This window comes from Loktanella sp. SALINAS62 (assembly GCF_018263905.1).
Classification (GTDB): Bacteria; Pseudomonadota; Alphaproteobacteria; order Rhodobacterales; family Rhodobacteraceae; genus Loktanella.
In genome coordinates this window covers 13,127-27,912 of the sequence record NZ_JAAFZU010000040.1, presented here as the reverse complement: position 1 = coordinate 27,912, position 14,786 = coordinate 13,127, and the positions used below count along the sequence as shown (strand labels likewise).

Annotated in this window: 17 protein-coding genes and 1 pseudogene; 3 read left to right on the top strand and 15 right to left on the bottom strand. The window is 59.1% G+C overall.

Annotated features, from left to right (window positions below):
• Positions 1-53 precede the first annotated feature (53 nt).
• The 3 genes and pseudogenes from GZH79_RS13355 to GZH79_RS13345 all read left to right on the top strand — a co-directional run.
• Positions 54-428, top strand: a complete 375-nt coding sequence (locus GZH79_RS13355; RefSeq protein ID WP_211644276.1) for a transposase — start codon at positions 54-56, stop codon at positions 426-428.
• Positions 425-670, top strand: a complete 246-nt coding sequence (gene tnpB / locus GZH79_RS13350) for an IS66 family insertion sequence element accessory protein TnpB (protein WP_211644275.1) — start codon at positions 425-427, stop codon at positions 668-670. The genes GZH79_RS13355 and tnpB overlap by 4 nt, the downstream gene beginning before the upstream one ends.
• Positions 671-687: 17 nt before the next feature.
• Positions 688-1,370: pseudogene (locus GZH79_RS13345) on the top strand (IS66 family transposase); the annotation flags it as partial.
• A 392-nt stretch (positions 1,371-1,762) separates the two neighbouring features.
• On the opposite strand, the gene queF reads toward GZH79_RS13345, so the two are convergent.
• The 15 genes from queF to GZH79_RS13270 form a co-directional block, all read right to left on the bottom strand.
• The gene (queF, locus tag GZH79_RS13340; RefSeq protein WP_249219188.1) at positions 1,763-2,278 is read right to left on the bottom strand and encodes a preQ(1) synthase; all 516 of its coding nucleotides are present in this window, start codon (positions 2,276-2,278) and stop codon (positions 1,763-1,765) included.
• Positions 2,244-2,954, bottom strand: a complete 711-nt coding sequence (gene queE, locus GZH79_RS13335) for a 7-carboxy-7-deazaguanine synthase QueE (protein WP_211644273.1) — start codon at positions 2,952-2,954, stop codon at positions 2,244-2,246. Before queE ends, queF begins: the two co-directional genes overlap by 35 nt.
• The gene (gene queD, locus GZH79_RS13330) at positions 2,951-3,304 is read right to left on the bottom strand and encodes a 6-carboxytetrahydropterin synthase QueD (protein WP_211644272.1); all 354 of its coding nucleotides are present in this window, start codon (positions 3,302-3,304) and stop codon (positions 2,951-2,953) included. Before queD ends, queE begins: the two co-directional genes overlap by 4 nt.
• Complete coding sequence (gene queC, locus GZH79_RS13325; protein ID WP_211644271.1) at positions 3,304-4,005, bottom strand: 7-cyano-7-deazaguanine synthase QueC; 702 nt, start codon at positions 4,003-4,005, stop codon at positions 3,304-3,306. Before queC ends, queD begins: the two co-directional genes overlap by 1 nt.
• A gap of 378 nt (positions 4,006-4,383) precedes the next feature.
• Entirely contained in the window at positions 4,384-5,370 is a 987-nt protein-coding gene (locus GZH79_RS13320) for an ATPase, T2SS/T4P/T4SS family (protein WP_211644270.1), read from the bottom strand.
• A complete protein-coding gene (locus GZH79_RS13315; RefSeq protein WP_211644269.1) occupies positions 5,370-6,680 on the bottom strand; it encodes a TrbI/VirB10 family protein in 1,311 nt (436 codons plus the stop codon). Before GZH79_RS13315 ends, GZH79_RS13320 begins: the two co-directional genes overlap by 1 nt.
• Positions 6,673-7,374, bottom strand: coding sequence for a TrbG/VirB9 family P-type conjugative transfer protein (locus GZH79_RS13310; protein ID WP_211644268.1), 702 nt, complete (start codon positions 7,372-7,374; stop codon positions 6,673-6,675). The genes GZH79_RS13315 and GZH79_RS13310 overlap by 8 nt, the downstream gene beginning before the upstream one ends.
• Positions 7,371-8,126 carry a type IV secretion system protein gene (locus GZH79_RS13305; protein WP_211644267.1) on the bottom strand — a complete coding sequence of 252 codons (756 nt, stop codon included), beginning with the start codon at positions 8,124-8,126 and terminating at the stop codon, positions 7,371-7,373. Before GZH79_RS13305 ends, GZH79_RS13310 begins: the two co-directional genes overlap by 4 nt.
• Before the next feature lie 33 nt (positions 8,127-8,159).
• Positions 8,160-9,215 (bottom strand): type IV secretion system protein, encoded by a 1,056-nt coding sequence (locus GZH79_RS13300; protein ID WP_211644266.1) that lies wholly within the window; start codon positions 9,213-9,215, stop codon positions 8,160-8,162.
• A 25-nt stretch (positions 9,216-9,240) separates the two neighbouring features.
• On the bottom strand, positions 9,241-9,798 hold the full coding sequence (locus GZH79_RS13295) for a hypothetical protein (RefSeq protein ID WP_211644265.1): 558 nt from the start codon (positions 9,796-9,798) through the stop codon (positions 9,241-9,243).
• A gap of 17 nt (positions 9,799-9,815) precedes the next feature.
• Complete coding sequence (locus GZH79_RS13290) at positions 9,816-10,601, bottom strand: type IV secretion system protein (protein ID WP_211644264.1); 786 nt, start codon at positions 10,599-10,601, stop codon at positions 9,816-9,818.
• Complete coding sequence (locus tag GZH79_RS13285) at positions 10,598-11,704, bottom strand: lytic transglycosylase domain-containing protein (RefSeq protein ID WP_211644263.1); 1,107 nt, start codon at positions 11,702-11,704, stop codon at positions 10,598-10,600. The genes GZH79_RS13290 and GZH79_RS13285 overlap by 4 nt, the downstream gene beginning before the upstream one ends.
• 152 nt (positions 11,705-11,856) lie before the next feature.
• Positions 11,857-14,190: a hypothetical protein gene (locus tag GZH79_RS13280; RefSeq protein WP_211644262.1), complete on the bottom strand. Its 2,334-nt coding sequence runs from the start codon at positions 14,188-14,190 to the stop codon at positions 11,857-11,859.
• The gene (locus tag GZH79_RS13275; RefSeq protein ID WP_283094812.1) at positions 14,183-14,476 is read right to left on the bottom strand and encodes a VirB3 family type IV secretion system protein; all 294 of its coding nucleotides are present in this window, start codon (positions 14,474-14,476) and stop codon (positions 14,183-14,185) included. The genes GZH79_RS13280 and GZH79_RS13275 overlap by 8 nt, the downstream gene beginning before the upstream one ends.
• Complete coding sequence (locus GZH79_RS13270) at positions 14,476-14,775, bottom strand: TrbC/VirB2 family protein (protein ID WP_249219191.1); 300 nt, start codon at positions 14,773-14,775, stop codon at positions 14,476-14,478. The genes GZH79_RS13275 and GZH79_RS13270 overlap by 1 nt, the downstream gene beginning before the upstream one ends.
• Between the last annotated feature and the right edge of the window lie 11 nt (positions 14,776-14,786).

Here is a 14,786-nt window from a genome sequence, read left to right as displayed (position 1 = left end):
TAAGACACGTGTTTAACTACGTCGCTAACGACGTGTCTTCTGCGGGGTCTGCGATGCGTGGGGAAATTCTTGGGGCGGAGCGGCGGCGCTTCTGGCATGACGATGACAAGCTTGAGATTGTCATGTCGGTCGGGATCGACGGGGCCACGGTGACACAGGTGGCGCAGCGTCACGAAATCACGCGGCAGCAGATTTATGCGTGGCGGCATGAACTGAAGGGCCTGTGGTCACCCGATGCCGGGGCGCTTTTCTTTCCGTTGGACTTGCCATTTGCGGGCGGAGTGCCGGTGACGCATGTCCCGGTCGCCGAGGCACCGCCATCGAGTGTGGTTGAATTGCGCTTGCGAGGCGGACGCAGTCTGCACTTTGACAGCACGACCGATCCGGTCGCCCTGACGGCGCTGATCCGCGCGGTGGAGGCGGCATGATCGGTCCTGGCACAGGCGGTCGCGTGTATCTGGCCTGTGGTGTGACGGATATGCGCAAGGGGATCGCGGGGTTGGCGGCGCTGGCCCAGGACGTGCTACGACAAAAGCCTGCCAATGGTGCGGTCTTTGCGTTTCGGGGCAGTCGTGGGGACCGGTTGAAGCTTTTGTATTGGGATGGGCAGGGCTTTTGCCTTTACTATAAAGTCTTGGAGCGCGGTCGCTTTCATTGGCCAAATATTTAGGACGGGGTAATGCGCCTGAACACGTCCTCAGCCATCCGGCTAATGCGCGCGGCATCCTTCAAGCAGACGGCTACAAAGGCTATACTAAGCGCCTGAACCCAATGGCACACCCCGTTTGCGGGAGGCCGCCGGTTGGGCCCACCTGCGGCGTGACTTCCATGACTTCTGGATTTCCACCAAGTCCGAGATCGCCCGCGAGGCGCTCGACCGGATCGGCAAACTCTATAACATTGAGCGCGACATCAGTGGCCAGACTGCTGACGTCCGTCACGCGGCACGTCAAAAGTTCAGCCTCACAAAAGTTGAGGCCTTCTTTGCGTGGTCCGAGCAGCAGCTCCTGCGCATTCCGGGCAAGAGCAATCTCGCCAAGGCTTTCCGCTATGGCCTCAATCGCGGGGAAGCCTTCAGCTTGTTACTGACAGACGGTCGTGTGGCCATCGACAACAATCCAGCTTAACGCGCCCTCCGCCCGATCGGAATCGGCAGAAAAAACTGGCTCTTCGCCGGGGCTGATACAGGTGCGGAAACACTTGCACGCGCCATGACGATCATTGAAACCGCAAAGCTAAACGGCCTTGATCTACAGGCGTATCTCGCTGACATCCTCGACCGCATCCATGATCACAAGATCAACCGGCTGGATGAACTACTGCCGTGGAATTGGACGCCGCTGGCAGCCGTGAACAGTCAAGCCGCGTAAGCTGCGGTCGCAATGGCGTGGTTACGGCAAACATTGTGGATGAGATTCGCAGCCAGATGCGGACGCGTTCTACGATCACAGATGAGACAAGTCGCTGGCTGGCCGTGGGGTGAACGACAACGTGCCACTTCATAGATCGTGTTCTGAAATCGCGAAGAGGATGGCGATGAGCCATATGGTTTGGCTGGCGCCGCTTATCTGGATGCGACAAATCGCACATCGTACTTTCCGGAATGCAACATTCGACGATCCATCGCATGACCGCTAAGAGAATGCTGCGGTGCGGCAGGCAATACGGTGCTGAGTGGCCGGTAAGGGCCGCTCTCGAGCTGCTGAAGTGTTCGATCAAGGAAAAACGCTGCAACCGATCTAATGCCGGCAGTCAGCCCGATCTACCCTCTGCCGCGATAGGGCGGCACGCCTTGGTCTGGGATCCACACACCTTCTGGCATGGGCCCAGTTTGCCAAAAGACATCGATCGGGATTCCGCCGCGCGGATACCAGTAACCTCCGATCCGCAACCATTGCGGATTCAGAAGGTCGACCAAACGCCGCGCAATCGAGATGGTACAATCTTCGTGGAATGCGCCGTGGTTGCGAAATGACCCCAGAAAAAGTTTGAGCGATTTGGACTCGACGAGAAACTCGCCCGGTACATAATCAATGACCAAATGTGCGAAATCGGGCTGACCCGTCATGGGGCATAGCGATGTAAACTCGGGAGCGGTAAAGCGCACGCAATAGGCCACGTCGGCTTGCGGGTTCGACACCCGTTCCAGAACAGCCTCTTCGGGAGAGGACGGCAAATCGGTCTGGCCGCCCAGCTGTTTCAAGTCACTGTAAATCGTTTCCACTTTAGTCTCCTTGAACGGGTCAGACACCACGCTTGTTTCCCCACAGCAGGACATGCAATTGCGGCAAGACCCGCGGTGCAAACCAGCTATCTTGAATTGTCTTTTCGGCCAGCCACACCAGTTTATCGGCCAGTATTTGCGGGTCGACTCCGACGGCAGGATCGACCTCACGGTTTCCGGGCTGGAGGTAGAGCGGCAAGTCAGGGTATTTTTCAGCTGCAGCGCGTGCCCAAGCATAGTCCGCATCGTCGAAGATCACGATTTTCATTACGATCTTGCCAGTGCCTTTTGCGACCAGCAGGCAGGCATCAAAGGCCGCCCAATCGACGATCTCTGTGCTGGAGGGCGGCTTGGGGCTTAGTACCAGAGTGTCGAGCTCGCCGAACCAAGGCTTTGCAATCGACCCTTGGGTTTCACAAGCAAAACGGTAGCCCTGCGCGTGGCCAAGGGCAATCAGTTGCGTGAAATCCTGGATGGCCGGGTTGCCGCCGGACAGGGACACCGTCAACGGATTGCCCTTGGACAGGCGCTGCACTTCTTCCCAAACCGCGTCGGTGGACATCGCCGCCCACGTGTGGCGATGGGCCTTATCGACGGCATGCAGGCTATCGCACCAAACGCAGCGATAATCACAGCCGCCGGTGCGCACAAAGACGGTGGGCTCTCCAATCAGCGCGCCTTCGCCTTGGATCGTCGGCCCGAATATTTCAGCAATCCGCAATTGGCTCATGGCCGGTATTCTGCCCATGTTTTGGGCGTCTCGCTGATCTTGACGCTGCTGGTTTCAGGCCAGCGTGCCACACACCATTCATAGAAATGCCGCGCCATATTTTCGCCGGTCGAGGCCTCGCGCATGACGTCATTAAGGTGGCGATGGTCGAACGTGTCGTCGATATAAGTCTTAAGCAGTTTTAGCTCGCCGTAGTCGCGTACAAATCCGTCGGCGTCTAATGAGGCCGATGCCAGTTCAACAACGACGATATAGTTGTGGCCATGCAAGCGTGCACATTGATGGCCATCGGGCAGATGCGACAGTTGGTGCGATGCTGAAAAGTGGAATTCCTTAGTGATCCGGTACATCAGTCACGGTCCTTTTGTGCAATTGCTTCGACCCAATACTCAGGATCCGCGTATGTGGTAGGGTCGGCGACGTTCGCTATTTGAAACGCTTCACGCCGCTCAACGCAGGTTCCACACCGCCCACAATGATTCTTGTCGCCTTTGTAACAGGACCACGTTTCTGCGAAGGGCGTGTTGTGGCGCGCGCCCTCCGTGACGATGTCAGCTTTGGTCCGATGCACGAAAGGCGTGTAAAGCGACACATCTGCGTAGCCCTCCAGCGCAGCCTTTTGCATAACTTCGAACGCCTGCGTAAAGGCGGGACGGCAGTCGGGATAGATGAAATGGTCGCCGCCATGGACTGCGGCTGCCACGGCCTGGTCGCCCTGTGCCGCCGCCACGCCAAAGGCCACGGCCAGCATGATGGCGTTGCGGTTCGGCACGACGGTGATGCGCATGCTTTCTTCGGCATAATGACCGTCGGGGACGTCTATATCATCGGTCAAGGCCGATCCTGTCAGTGCCACACCGATACCGCGCAGATCGATAATGTCATGGGCGACATCCAACCGCTTTGCACAACGGGCTGCGTAGTCCAGTTCCTTGCGGTGACGTTGTCCGTAATCAAAAGACACAAGGCGGGTCAGCTGTCGTTCTTGCGCGACCATGTGCGCGAGTGAAACAGAATCGAGCCCGCCGGAGCAGATGACGATCGTCTTCATTTTATAACCCTTGTTTTGTTATCCGGGTAGGCTGCGACCGGAGCGTCGTCCGTACATCCTTTCCGGTACAAGGCCAAGATGCAGACCGCGCAACAGTGATGATTTCCGCCGCTTTAGATTCAGTTCGGCAAGCTGATCCAAATTGAAGTAAAAACCGAAATACGCGTACGGGCATGCAGGGATGATCGAAATGCTGGACCCGAAGTCGATCTTTCCAACGGCGGCTTTTCCCACTTAGTAGACCTCCTTTCGGCCTGCAGCGAAGTTCCGGTTTCGGTCAGAAACGTTTGGCGTTTGGGACAGGCCTGCCTGACGATTCGAGCCGATTGGACTCAGAAAATCCGACCCCTCGAGGCAACGATACACGACGTTTGACAGCTATAAAATATCGAGGGTCGGCACGTAAATCTCCACGATGCCCCTCTCATTTCTCACCCGACCGGCCTGAATGACAAGGTCAATTGTCGACCGCAGATACCGCATGACTTCCGCATATTGCAGTTGCGTTCCCGTTCCCATCACCATCAGTGCCAACCGGGCCATTGCCTTGCGGGCGGTCTGGGCGTGCAGGGTCGTAAACGACCCACCGTGGCCGGTGTTGATCGCTTCCAGAAACGTTGCTGCCTCTGACCCGCGCAGCTCGCCCACAATGATTCGGTCAGGACGCAGACGCAGGGTCGCCTGCAGTAGTTTTTCCGCTGTGCGCGGGCTGGCCGGGGATCGGTCTGCGATCAGACTGACCACGTTGGGCTGGCGCGGCCGCAGTTCGGAGGAATCCTCGATCGTCACCAGGCGTTCGTGGTCGGGGATCAGATAAAGCATACGCCGCCCCAACTCCGTTTTGCCGGTGGACGTGCCGCCCGCGATTACGATGTTCAGTTCCAGCCGCAGCACTTCGTTCAGAAAATCATCGACGCTACCGACCCGGGCGATGCCCTCGATGTGGCGCAGCTTTTCAATCCGTTCTTCGTCCTGAGAGGCCGTCACATCGTCCCGTAGAAAAGTGAAGGTGCGCGGCTCGCCGGTATGGCCCGGTCTGAATATGCGAAACGACAGGACCGTGCCGCTGGCCGACGCGGGCGGAATCACCGCTTGGACGCGCAGCATTATCCCCGCGTGTTCAACGGACGTGGACAGCAGCGGCGCTTTTTCCGTCAACGCGGTCGCAGATGCGTTCGCGCTTTGCTGTGCAATGTCCTTGGCGGCTTGCGGCGTAATGTCGTGGTCAGCGGACCGCACCATCTGGGCCAAGCCCTGCCGTTCGACGTAGCACTGACCGTCACCATTTATGACGACTTCGATCACCGTTCGATCCTGAAAGAGAGGATCGAACGGCTTGAGATATTCCGCGAGGTAGGAGGACACTAGAACAGCTCCATGTCGTTCGTGACCATGACCATAATCACCGAGCCATGCTCGACAGTGATGATCGGCGCCAGTGACAGGTATTCTTCGATCACCGCACTGGCGTTGTCGCTGGCGTCCGTGCTGACGGCCTCTGCCAGGATCGCGCTTTCATCGTTCTGGACGCTGGCCGCAGCAGCAGCCGGGGCCGCACTGAATATTGAAATCAGTGCCGCCGACCCGAACCGTTGCAGGAACCGGCTGTTGACCTTGCCGGTCAGACCAGACCGTCCCAGCCGATCCGACCCGTAGGCTTCAAGGTCCACAACCTGCCCGTTGGGCGTGACAACCCGGTCCCATGCGACCAGCACCCGCTTTTGACCAACGGCCACTTCGTTCGCGTAGCGCCCGAACATCTGTGACCCGCGCGGGATCAGCACCCGGCTCATGTCGAATGACCAAATGTCGTAGGAGACAGTGCTGGTGATCGTGCCAGAGAGCTGCGAGTTAATGCCCGTCGTCAGGGTGGCCTCAATCACCGTGCCTTGCATGACGGTATTGGACGGCGCACCGATCACCCTCGATTGTGTCGGTGCAATCTTGTCGGACCCGGCATGGATGAACGCCTCATCGCCGGCATAGTCGCGGCCTTCACTTTCCGTCCCGCCGCCTGACATACCGTCGATAGGGCTGTTGATCTGGGCTTGGTGAATGGATTCCGCTTTTGCCCGCCGCCGTTCAAGTTCCTGTCGCCGCGCCACCTGTTCTTCAGCCATCATTTGTTCGGCTAGAGAGTCGTCGCTGGCCTGATTGACTTGCAGCAGCAGGCTGGAATTTTCCGCTTGAGTGCGCGCCAGGTCGCGGTTGAGCTGGTCACGCTCGTTGGCAAGATCCTGCACCTCCGCCGAGCGTGCCGCCATATCAGCGGCCAGACTGTCGAGTTGTGTCTGTAGCGTTTCAAGTTGGGTTGTATCCACCACAGGGGCGGCGGGTTCTTGATTGCGGGCCGCGTCCAGTTGCCGGGTCACTTCGTCCAGCCGCCTTTGCAGTTCAATTTCCGCATCAGAGGGGCCAGTCTCTGTCACCGGAAAGGCAGGGGCAGGGGTGATAACCGGCGTGAAGCCGTCCGTCGCCTCACGCTGAAATTCGGACGCATCGGACGTGTCGCGTTGCGGGATCGTCACCGAACCATCGCGTCCCACCAGATAGGACACGCCAGCCCCACCGGCTGCGAGGCCAGTTATCAGCGCCACACCAATCAGGGCAGGAACGTTTGACTTCTTCTTGCCACCCTTCAAGCGGGCGGCGCGGTTTTCCATCTCATCAGCCATTGGTAATTCTCCCGCTTTGAACACAGATATATTCGTCGCCATAGCGAATGACCCAACGGTCAGACCGCGATCCGACCGTCACGCGCGTTCCATCCGTGCGACCGTTGACGATGTATTCCCGGCCTTGAGCGTCGGCCCGGTAGATGCTGGGGATCGGCGCGTCAGGGCTGAAGGTGAAGAACGTGCGCCTGCCGTCGTCATAGACATTCACCGGCTTTATCTGAGCGTCCTTCGTGGCGGCGGAAATCACATAGGTTTGCGGTTTCCCCGCAGGCACCGAGGATTGCGCCGCCGCCGCCGTGCTTCCGGCTGGCGATTGAAAGCTGACCGAGTAATGCGGACGCGCCGAGGCGCTTTCGTGCAGTTCGACCAGATAGAACCGTTGGTTCGTGACGATCACGCCATTGGTCACGGCCCCCGCGATCACTGGCTTGACTAGAATTGCGTTGCCGCCGTCCGTGTCGGCAAATTGAAAACTTTCCGTGTCACCGGCTTTGAAATCTACAAAGCGTTCGCCCTGGGCCAGCGTTATCAGCGTGACCCGGCGCAGTTGGGTGTTGATCTTGTATACCTGACCTTCCTGATAGATTGCGACAGCGCTCCGCGCATCGACACGCATCGACCGCGGCGTTGTCTCTGCGAGGGCAGGGGTGGCAAGGGCCGCCAACAAGGCGGCGCACAGCAGCTTGTTCATTCGCTCGTTCCTTCCGATGCGACACGGTAGCCAGTGACCTGAAACCCGAACGGGTTTTGCCAAAGGAGCAGGTTGTTATCGACCGTGCTGGGATTGAAGTTGTAGGTGACGGTTGCGACGAAATCGCCGCGCTGGACAGGGGCGTTGGGACGCCGCAGCGTCTTGGTGAACCGGACCTGTGCCGTGTCGTTGTCGATCATCAGGACGTTGTTGATCGACACATCGACCTTGCCGTCCACGCCGTAGCTTTCGGGCGGATAGTTGGAATTACCCGGCGTCCACAGCTGTTCGAGAGACTGGCGGACTGGGATTGCAGAGCGTTTGAACACCGACAGGATGCGATATTCGTTGTCGTCCGCGTCATAGGTTTCACGGTCCATGACGTAGGCGTAGATCAGGCTTTCCACGACCGCCTGTTGCTGGTCCACGCTGGCGCGGTCTACGCTGACGCCGCGCTCTACGACGCCCGTGTCCTTGTCCACGATTGCGAGGTAGGCTTGGGTCTCATTATGGGCCAGCCCGTAGGCCCCCATGCCGACCCCGGCGAGCCCCAGAACCATCCCGACGACGGCCACGGCCCAGGCTCGTTTTTCCCGCTGGCGCATCCCGAGGATGGTTTCAGCAATGAAGTAGGAACCGCCCGCTTCACTGGCCGCAGCGACCGCTTTTTCCACGTCGGCGCGATCATGCGGCGCGACCTTTGAAAGTGGGCTTTTGAGAATCTTTCTCTGTTCAGCAGTGAGCGAGGTCATGCCGTTCTCCAATCTATGAGGTCGCGTTTGCGGTTAAGTTTTAGCTTTGGCCCGGAGGCGTTCGTTGGACGCGCGGGCAAATTGCACGTCGCGCCGTCGCTGGACAAAACGACCAGCCGCATTGCCTGAAAGTTTTGCGCCAACGTTCGCCAGCTTCATGTCCGTGGCCGATCCGAAGCGGCGGGTCTGGGCGGCACGCTGGGCAGTTTCGCCGCCCGTCGTGAAACCACTCGCGATCTGCGTCGCAGCACCTTTTCCGATTTCACCAGCTTTGATTGCCGGACGGCTGACGATGCTCAAAGCCTGCGGGGCGATGCCGCCGAGGTTCAGTTGCCCGGTGATGTTCGAGGCGACTTGCGGGATCGTTAGCAGGCCGTAGATGCCGACGATGATAACAACGACCACGCCGGTAATTCCGATCAGGGTTTCTTCGCTTCTCGATGTGAATGCCCGTTCCGCCACCGTCGCCACGAACCCCATCACACCAGCAGCGGCGACCGGATACATGAAGTAGCCGATCAGCGACGACACCCATGCCTCAAAGAGAAATTGCGTCCGGTTCAGGCATGTTGCCGCAATTGCGAAGGGTGCCAGCCCGACCAGAATACCGATCATGATCTTGGCGAACCCTGCGACCAGAATGTAGGCAGCTTGCAGCAGGGCCAACAGCAGATACATGATCGCTCCGAGGAAACCCCGCGCTATGGCACTTTCCGCTTTGATAACTGACCCAGCCGTTTCTTGCGCCTGTGCTGCAAACTTCTCCGCTTGGTCAATCGAAGACGTTGCAGGTCCATCACTTGCCGCCGAGAAAAGAGCAGTCACAAGTCCGTCGCCGGTATTGGTCAGGGCATCGTAGATCACTTCAAAATTGGCCCACGACAGCCCAAACGTGAAGATCAGGACGATCCTAAGAACCAGTTGCGTCATATCTCCGGCGCGAGCGGTCACGACACCCAGCGCCACAGCGATACCAAACACCATGAACGCCATGACGGCCAAGATCGTGATGATACCGCCGTAGCCGTTCGCCACAGCCACGAAGGTATCCTGTGCGGCACCGCTTACAGCGGTGTCGATAAAACCCATGATGTCTGCGACGATTGCCATTCAATTATTCCAGTTCGAGCAGCATGGTAATGTCGCACATGCGGTCATAGTCGTGTTTGATCTGGTCCCGCATCCGACCGGGAACATCGGTATAGAAACGGAAGTTTTCGACACCTTCGGTCAAGGTATCAAAGGCCGCGACAGCGGCGGGCCAATCCGCTTTGAGCGTATCGCAGGTGCAGTCCTTAGCCTTGATCGCATTGTCGTAGGCCATCCATTCATAAATGAATGCTTTGGCACTTCCGATATTAGCCAGCCGCCAATCGTCAGCCCCGCCAAATTCATGTGCCGGTTTATAGTCTGCGTCGTGACCAGAACAGTTTGATACTTGGCGCGGGCGACTTGCTTGGTCAGCCGCGACTTTTTCCGTGGGGATCGGCCAGCTAAAAAAGCCCATTTCCATCGCCCGCGATTGGATCAAATTGGCAAGCGGCTTCTGTGTGCTTTCCTCAGCAGGCACCAAGTAGCGCACGCCGTCGCGGGCTTCGGTCTGGAACCGCTGGGCCGCAACAGGGGAGGCCATTGCGGCGACAGCAGCACAGGTCAGCAGTAGAGTTTTCATGGTGAAGTTCCTATCCATTAATCCAACGTATCCGAGGGTTTAAGGTCGAGGTATTTCTGTTCGTCCGCAAGCGTAGCCGCCGTCATGACACCGGCTTGGCCGAGGCCGATGGTCTGGGCGGCTTCGAGTTGCCAGATGTTCGCCAGCGCCATGCCCATTTCGGCGGTCATGCGGGTGTTCAGGTCGATTGCCGCCTTCATGCCCTGCGTGTCGGGAATGTTGCCGGTCAGTTCTTCGATCCGTTCGAGACTTTTTCCAGCCGCCTCTTGCGAGGCTTCCGCAGCCACCCCCATCAGCGCCCCGGTGTTACCCTGAACGCCGATCCGGGCTGCGCCAGGATCTTCGCTATTGGCAAGATCAGTCATGTCTTCGGTCGATGTTCCGGCGCTTGAGAAAATGCCGTCCACAATCTCTCTGGTCGTCCGGCTACCAATTTTCCCGCCTGTGCCGATCGCACCCCAGTTGCCTTCCGTTGCGTCTTTCAACGCGCCCGGAATGTCGTCAATTTCTGGCAAAAGGTCTGTCCACCAATCAGTCGTGAGCAGCAGCTTTGCTTCCTCAAAGCTGTCCGTCAGCGCCTTGTATTGATCTTCCATCAGCTGAATTTGCGCGATCAGCTTCAAGGTCTGGTCGTCTAGCTTGAGGTTCTGGGAGACAGCCTCATTCAGTTGCAACCGGGCTTCCGCCAACATCTGTTGCAGTTGGGCGATGGAGGACACGTCAATCGTCGGAACACCTTGCGCCGTGGCAGAGCCACCCGTCAGCGCGAGAGCCACGGCAACGGTCGAGAGCAACTTGTTCATTCTGTGATCCCTTCAAAAAATTCACGGTCGCGGGCGTAGGCCGCAAAGAGCGTTCCATATTGCGCCCATTCCGCCTTGCGCTTCACCGCCAGTAGCCGGGTCAGGACACCGGCCATGCGCGTGACTTCCGCCTTGGCGTAACTGTTGAGGTCCATCGCTTCCTTGGCCGAGGCCGCAAGCGAAATACGCCGCAAAATCTCCTGTAGCCGCGAGAGCGACTGGATCAGAATTTCCTGGCTGTATCCGGCGTAGGATATGGCCGCGTCCGATATGTTCGACATCTCAGAGATCGACATTTCCGCCAGCGCCAGTGTCCCGGTCTGGTCTGCGCCGCTGATCTGGGCGGCATAGACGTTGTAGAAACCGCTGATCTTGACGACGTAATCCTGCGTTTCTTTGTAGGGCGGGATGCCGTCATATTTCATCACGGCACCGGGGCCAGCGTTGTAGGCTGCAAGCGCCAAGGGCATACTTTTAAAGCGGCGAATTTGCTGCATCAGGTAGCGCGCCCCGCCGTCCAGTTGCAGCTGGGGGTCGGTGTAGTAGGCCGGATAGATGCCGAGGTCTTGCGCCGTGCCGGGAATGATCTGCGTCAGTCCGAACGCCGCCTTTGGCGACCGCGCCCCAATCTGGAACCGGCTTTCCTGTTTGACCAGCGCCTGAAACCAGCACCGAAACTCCACCGCGTTGATCCCGATTGCCTCCAGCGCCGGGTCATTGCCGAATTTTACTGCCGTCTGGGCAATCATCGACTCGATGGTTTCACGCGCGTCACCGAACAAGCGCCCCGCGTAGGGGTTGTTGTCCTCAATTGCATAGACCGCACTTGCGACCATACCGTCCAAGCCTTCGAGGTCCGCCGTCATGGCCGACGATCCGCGCAGCATATTGATGGTGTCCTCCAGGGCGGCGATCTGATCCGCCCGCGATCCGAGGTTTTGCGTCAGCGTGGCGCTGATCTGGGCCTGTTGCTCCATCTGGGCTTGCTCGCCCGCGTTGATCGACTGCATCTGCACGATTGCAGACACATCAATGTCCGGCACGCCTTGCGCCACCGCCCCGGAGGCGGTCAGCGCAAGCGCCATGGCGGGAAGGCGCACCATTTTACTCACCGATGGGGGTCCAATCACAAGCTGCGGTCGGAGCGTCAGACGCGGCAAATGCTAGCGCGTTCGAGGACCAGCAGTTTGTCTGACGGCCCTGATTTTCTGCACAAGCCGAGAGACTGGACAGAAGGAGTAAAGCCAAGATTGCCTTAGACATGAGCGAGCCTTTCAAGGGAGGTTTCAAGATCATCGGAGGTGTTCTGGTCACGCCAGAAGTCAGGACAGTCGCGGTAGTCGTCGCCAAACCGGGCAGACCCCGACCGTCCGCCACCCAGCACGGTCAGCAGCGGGCCGAGCCGCCCCAGGTCCACATCGAGGATGGTCGATCCGGTATCCGTGCGATGCAGCGCCTTGCGGCCCTGCAACGACTTGGAGAGGATGAAGGACAGCTCACCGTCCGACATGGACATGCCGTCATAGTGGTTGGGTTCGGCGCGATGGTTCGGAAAGATCAGTTGGTTCGGCAGACCTTCGAGGATCGACTTCGCTGCCGATTGCTGAATCTGTGATGGGAACTGCGTGAGCATCACCACGACCACGTTCATTTTCCGTGCCGTGACGAGCCATTTTTTCATCTCGATCGCGAAGTAGGGATCATCGAGAACCTGCCACGCTTCATCGACCACCAGCACCATCGGCCGCTTTTCTTCCATGACCATTTCGAGGGCGCGGAACAGGTAGGCCAGAATGGCCGTGCGTTCGGTCCCTGCCGCCAGCACTTCCGTCAGATCGAGGGCTGTCACATCGTTGGCCCCAAAGTTGACCAGCACATCGTCACTTTCACCAAAGACCCACGAATAGCGCCCGTCAGGCCCCCACTCGCGGACCCGCAGGGCGAGGTCGTTGCCGTCGTCGGCGTCACCGATCAGCGACACGAATTGCGAGAAATTCTTGAGGCTGTCAGGCGCGGAGGCGTTCTGGCGAATGGCGCTTTTGAGGGCTTGGCTTTGTGTCGGCGTCAGGGGCTTGCCGGTATTTTCCAGCAGGGCCGAGAACCAGCCGAGAAGCCATGCTTCACCACGCGGGCCGGTTTCGGTCAGCAGGGGATTGAGGCCGGTCGGCTCGCCCACCTTCACCGCGGCATAGGTGCCGCCCATCGCGCGGATCGGCATTTCCATCGCCCGGTCCTTGTCCAGTGCGATCAGCCGCCCGCCGTGCCGCAGAGCTTGCGCCGCGAGGAACAGGGTGGTGGTCGTCTTGCCGCCGTTCGACGGCCCCAGAACGAGGGTGTGGCCGTTCGTCGGTTCGGCATCAGGCAGACCGCGCGGGTGCAGGTTGAAGCGGTAGGGTGTGCCGCGTTCGGTTTCCAGAACCGTGATCGGTTCGTTCCAAGGCACTTCACCAACGCCCGCGCCAATGTCAGCGCCGTGCAGGCTCGCCAGATCGGCAAAGGTTTCCGAGGTCACATAAGACGACCTTGCCGTCATGTGACCGTTGCCGGGGTGGCAGGACAGAAGTTCAGTGGCCGTCGCCGCCCGGTCGCGCAGCATCCGAAACCCGGCCCGCTGGCAAATGCTCATGACATCAGACATCCGGGCGTCGAGCTCTTTGCGGTCGGGTGCGCGGACGAGGATCGTCAGGCGATACTCGCCTACACCGAGTTCGCCCGACTCGATCCGGTCTACGGCCTCAAAAAGCTGATTTTCCACACGTTGTGCCAGGTCGTTGCTGGCCTGCATCTGAAGGATGCGGGTGCGGGCTTGTTCTACAATGTTATCGCGGTGGATCGGTGCATAGCTATGCACCACAACAACGTCGTCCAACGCACCCAAGGCATCGAGAGCGCCGGGCGTCGTGGCCGTCGGGTTTTCCTTGACGCTGACAACCGCCGCGACCGCTTCGCCGTCGTTCACATCGACAATGCCGTCCAGACCAAATTCCAGCGACACGTCGCTCACGTCTTGCGCTACAAGCGTCATAAGACCACGGCGCATGGGCGTGTAGGGCTGGAAGTTCAGCACCGCCATGGCCGACCCGAACGCGCCGTCAGAGATAGACAGCGGTGACAGGGTGACGTTCAAAGCGTCGGCAAACACGGACGTCAGTTCAGAAAGCGACCTGGCCAGTTCCGCCAGATTTTTCCGGCCGACCCGCTTGAGAGCTTTGCCCAGAAGCGGTACCCGCAGCGCGTTATTATTCGCCCGCACAATCGTCAGGACGATCACGGCCTCTTTCGGCTGGCTGGCGTTCAACCCGTCGAACCACGCATCATCGACCGCACGGGCGAAGGGATGCACCGGCTTGGTGTAGCCGCTGATCTGCACATCGCGCCGAAAGCGGTGGATGAAGAAGCTGAAACTTTCGTCCAGACCATTGAGGATCTGGGACACGCGGACGCGCAGGTCCAGCACGTCGGAAGAATCCGACGTGTCCGCATCAATGCCACTCACGTCGAACGCAGCGCAGACCGAGCCGTCGCGCAGGATCATGGTCGTGTCGTCAAATTCGACCCCGTAGGGCATATTGCGATAAAGTTCATACATTGGATGCACGGCCCTTTGTGGAGCGTTGGAAACGGATAGGGGTGCGGCCAAAACTCTGCGGCAAATGACGCAACCGCATGGCAATCACGCGGTGGCCGTTGGGATTGATCGCGGTGATGGATCGTGCGCCGAAATACCAGATCGCGAAGGTTGGCAGCCACAGCAGCACCTTCGTGACCATGAACGGCAGCACGGTCAGGCCGACCACCGCCATGAAGTAGGGCAGGGGCAGGCCAGCCATTTTGGCCTGCCGGGTCAGCCCTTTTATGACGACAGTTTCTTCCATTACGACAGGATCGACCGGAGGCTATCGACAAACGCGGGACCGCCGAACACCAGCACAGCACCGAGGATCACGGCACCGGGCCACGCCCAGCTAATGCGGTTCATCGCGGCCATGAAGCCCGCAGCCGCCAGCGCGATCACGAACGCGATGGTCGCAAGCGGGCCGCGCATGAAGGCAACGACTTGGTTGCCCGCATCTTCGGCCTTCGTGAAGTCGATATCCTGCGCCGAAAGATCTGTGCCATAGGCGCAAAGGATCAGGGCGCTGGCGCAAAGCGCGCCCGCCCGGTAGGCATTCATGTTCAAGGTGA

Coding starts and splice junctions, on each gene's coding strand:
- GZH79_RS13290 (WP_211644264.1), bottom strand. CDS start 10,601: ATGAACAAGTTGCTCTCGACCGTTGCCGTGGCTCTCGCGCTGACGGGT.
- GZH79_RS13305 (WP_211644267.1), bottom strand. CDS start 8,126: ATGACCTCGCTCACTGCTGAACAGAGAAAGATTCTCAAAAGCCCACTT.
- GZH79_RS13280 (WP_211644262.1), bottom strand. CDS start 14,190: ATGTATGAACTTTATCGCAATATGCCCTACGGGGTCGAATTTGACGAC.
- queD (WP_211644272.1), bottom strand. CDS start 3,304: ATGTACCGGATCACTAAGGAATTCCACTTTTCAGCATCGCACCAACTG.
- GZH79_RS13315 (WP_211644269.1), bottom strand. CDS start 6,680: ATGGCTGATGAGATGGAAAACCGCGCCGCCCGCTTGAAGGGTGGCAAG.
- queE (WP_211644273.1), bottom strand. CDS start 2,954: ATGAGCCAATTGCGGATTGCTGAAATATTCGGGCCGACGATCCAAGGC.
- GZH79_RS13275 (WP_283094812.1), bottom strand. CDS start 14,476: ATGGAAGAAACTGTCGTCATAAAAGGGCTGACCCGGCAGGCCAAAATG.
- GZH79_RS13300 (WP_211644266.1), bottom strand. CDS start 9,215: ATGGGTTTTATCGACACCGCTGTAAGCGGTGCCGCACAGGATACCTTC.
- tnpB (WP_211644275.1), top strand. CDS start 425: ATGATCGGTCCTGGCACAGGCGGTCGCGTGTATCTGGCCTGTGGTGTG.
- GZH79_RS13270 (WP_249219191.1), bottom strand. CDS start 14,775: ATGAATGCCTACCGGGCGGGCGCGCTTTGCGCCAGCGCCCTGATCCTT.
- GZH79_RS13355 (WP_211644276.1), top strand. CDS start 54: ATGCGTGGGGAAATTCTTGGGGCGGAGCGGCGGCGCTTCTGGCATGAC.
- queF (WP_249219188.1), bottom strand. CDS start 2,278: ATGTCCTGCTGTGGGGAAACAAGCGTGGTGTCTGACCCGTTCAAGGAG.
- GZH79_RS13295 (WP_211644265.1), bottom strand. CDS start 9,798: ATGAAAACTCTACTGCTGACCTGTGCTGCTGTCGCCGCAATGGCCTCC.
- GZH79_RS13310 (WP_211644268.1), bottom strand. CDS start 7,374: ATGAACAAGCTGCTGTGCGCCGCCTTGTTGGCGGCCCTTGCCACCCCT.
- GZH79_RS13285 (WP_211644263.1), bottom strand. CDS start 11,704: ATGGTGCGCCTTCCCGCCATGGCGCTTGCGCTGACCGCCTCCGGGGCG.
- queC (WP_211644271.1), bottom strand. CDS start 4,005: ATGAAGACGATCGTCATCTGCTCCGGCGGGCTCGATTCTGTTTCACTC.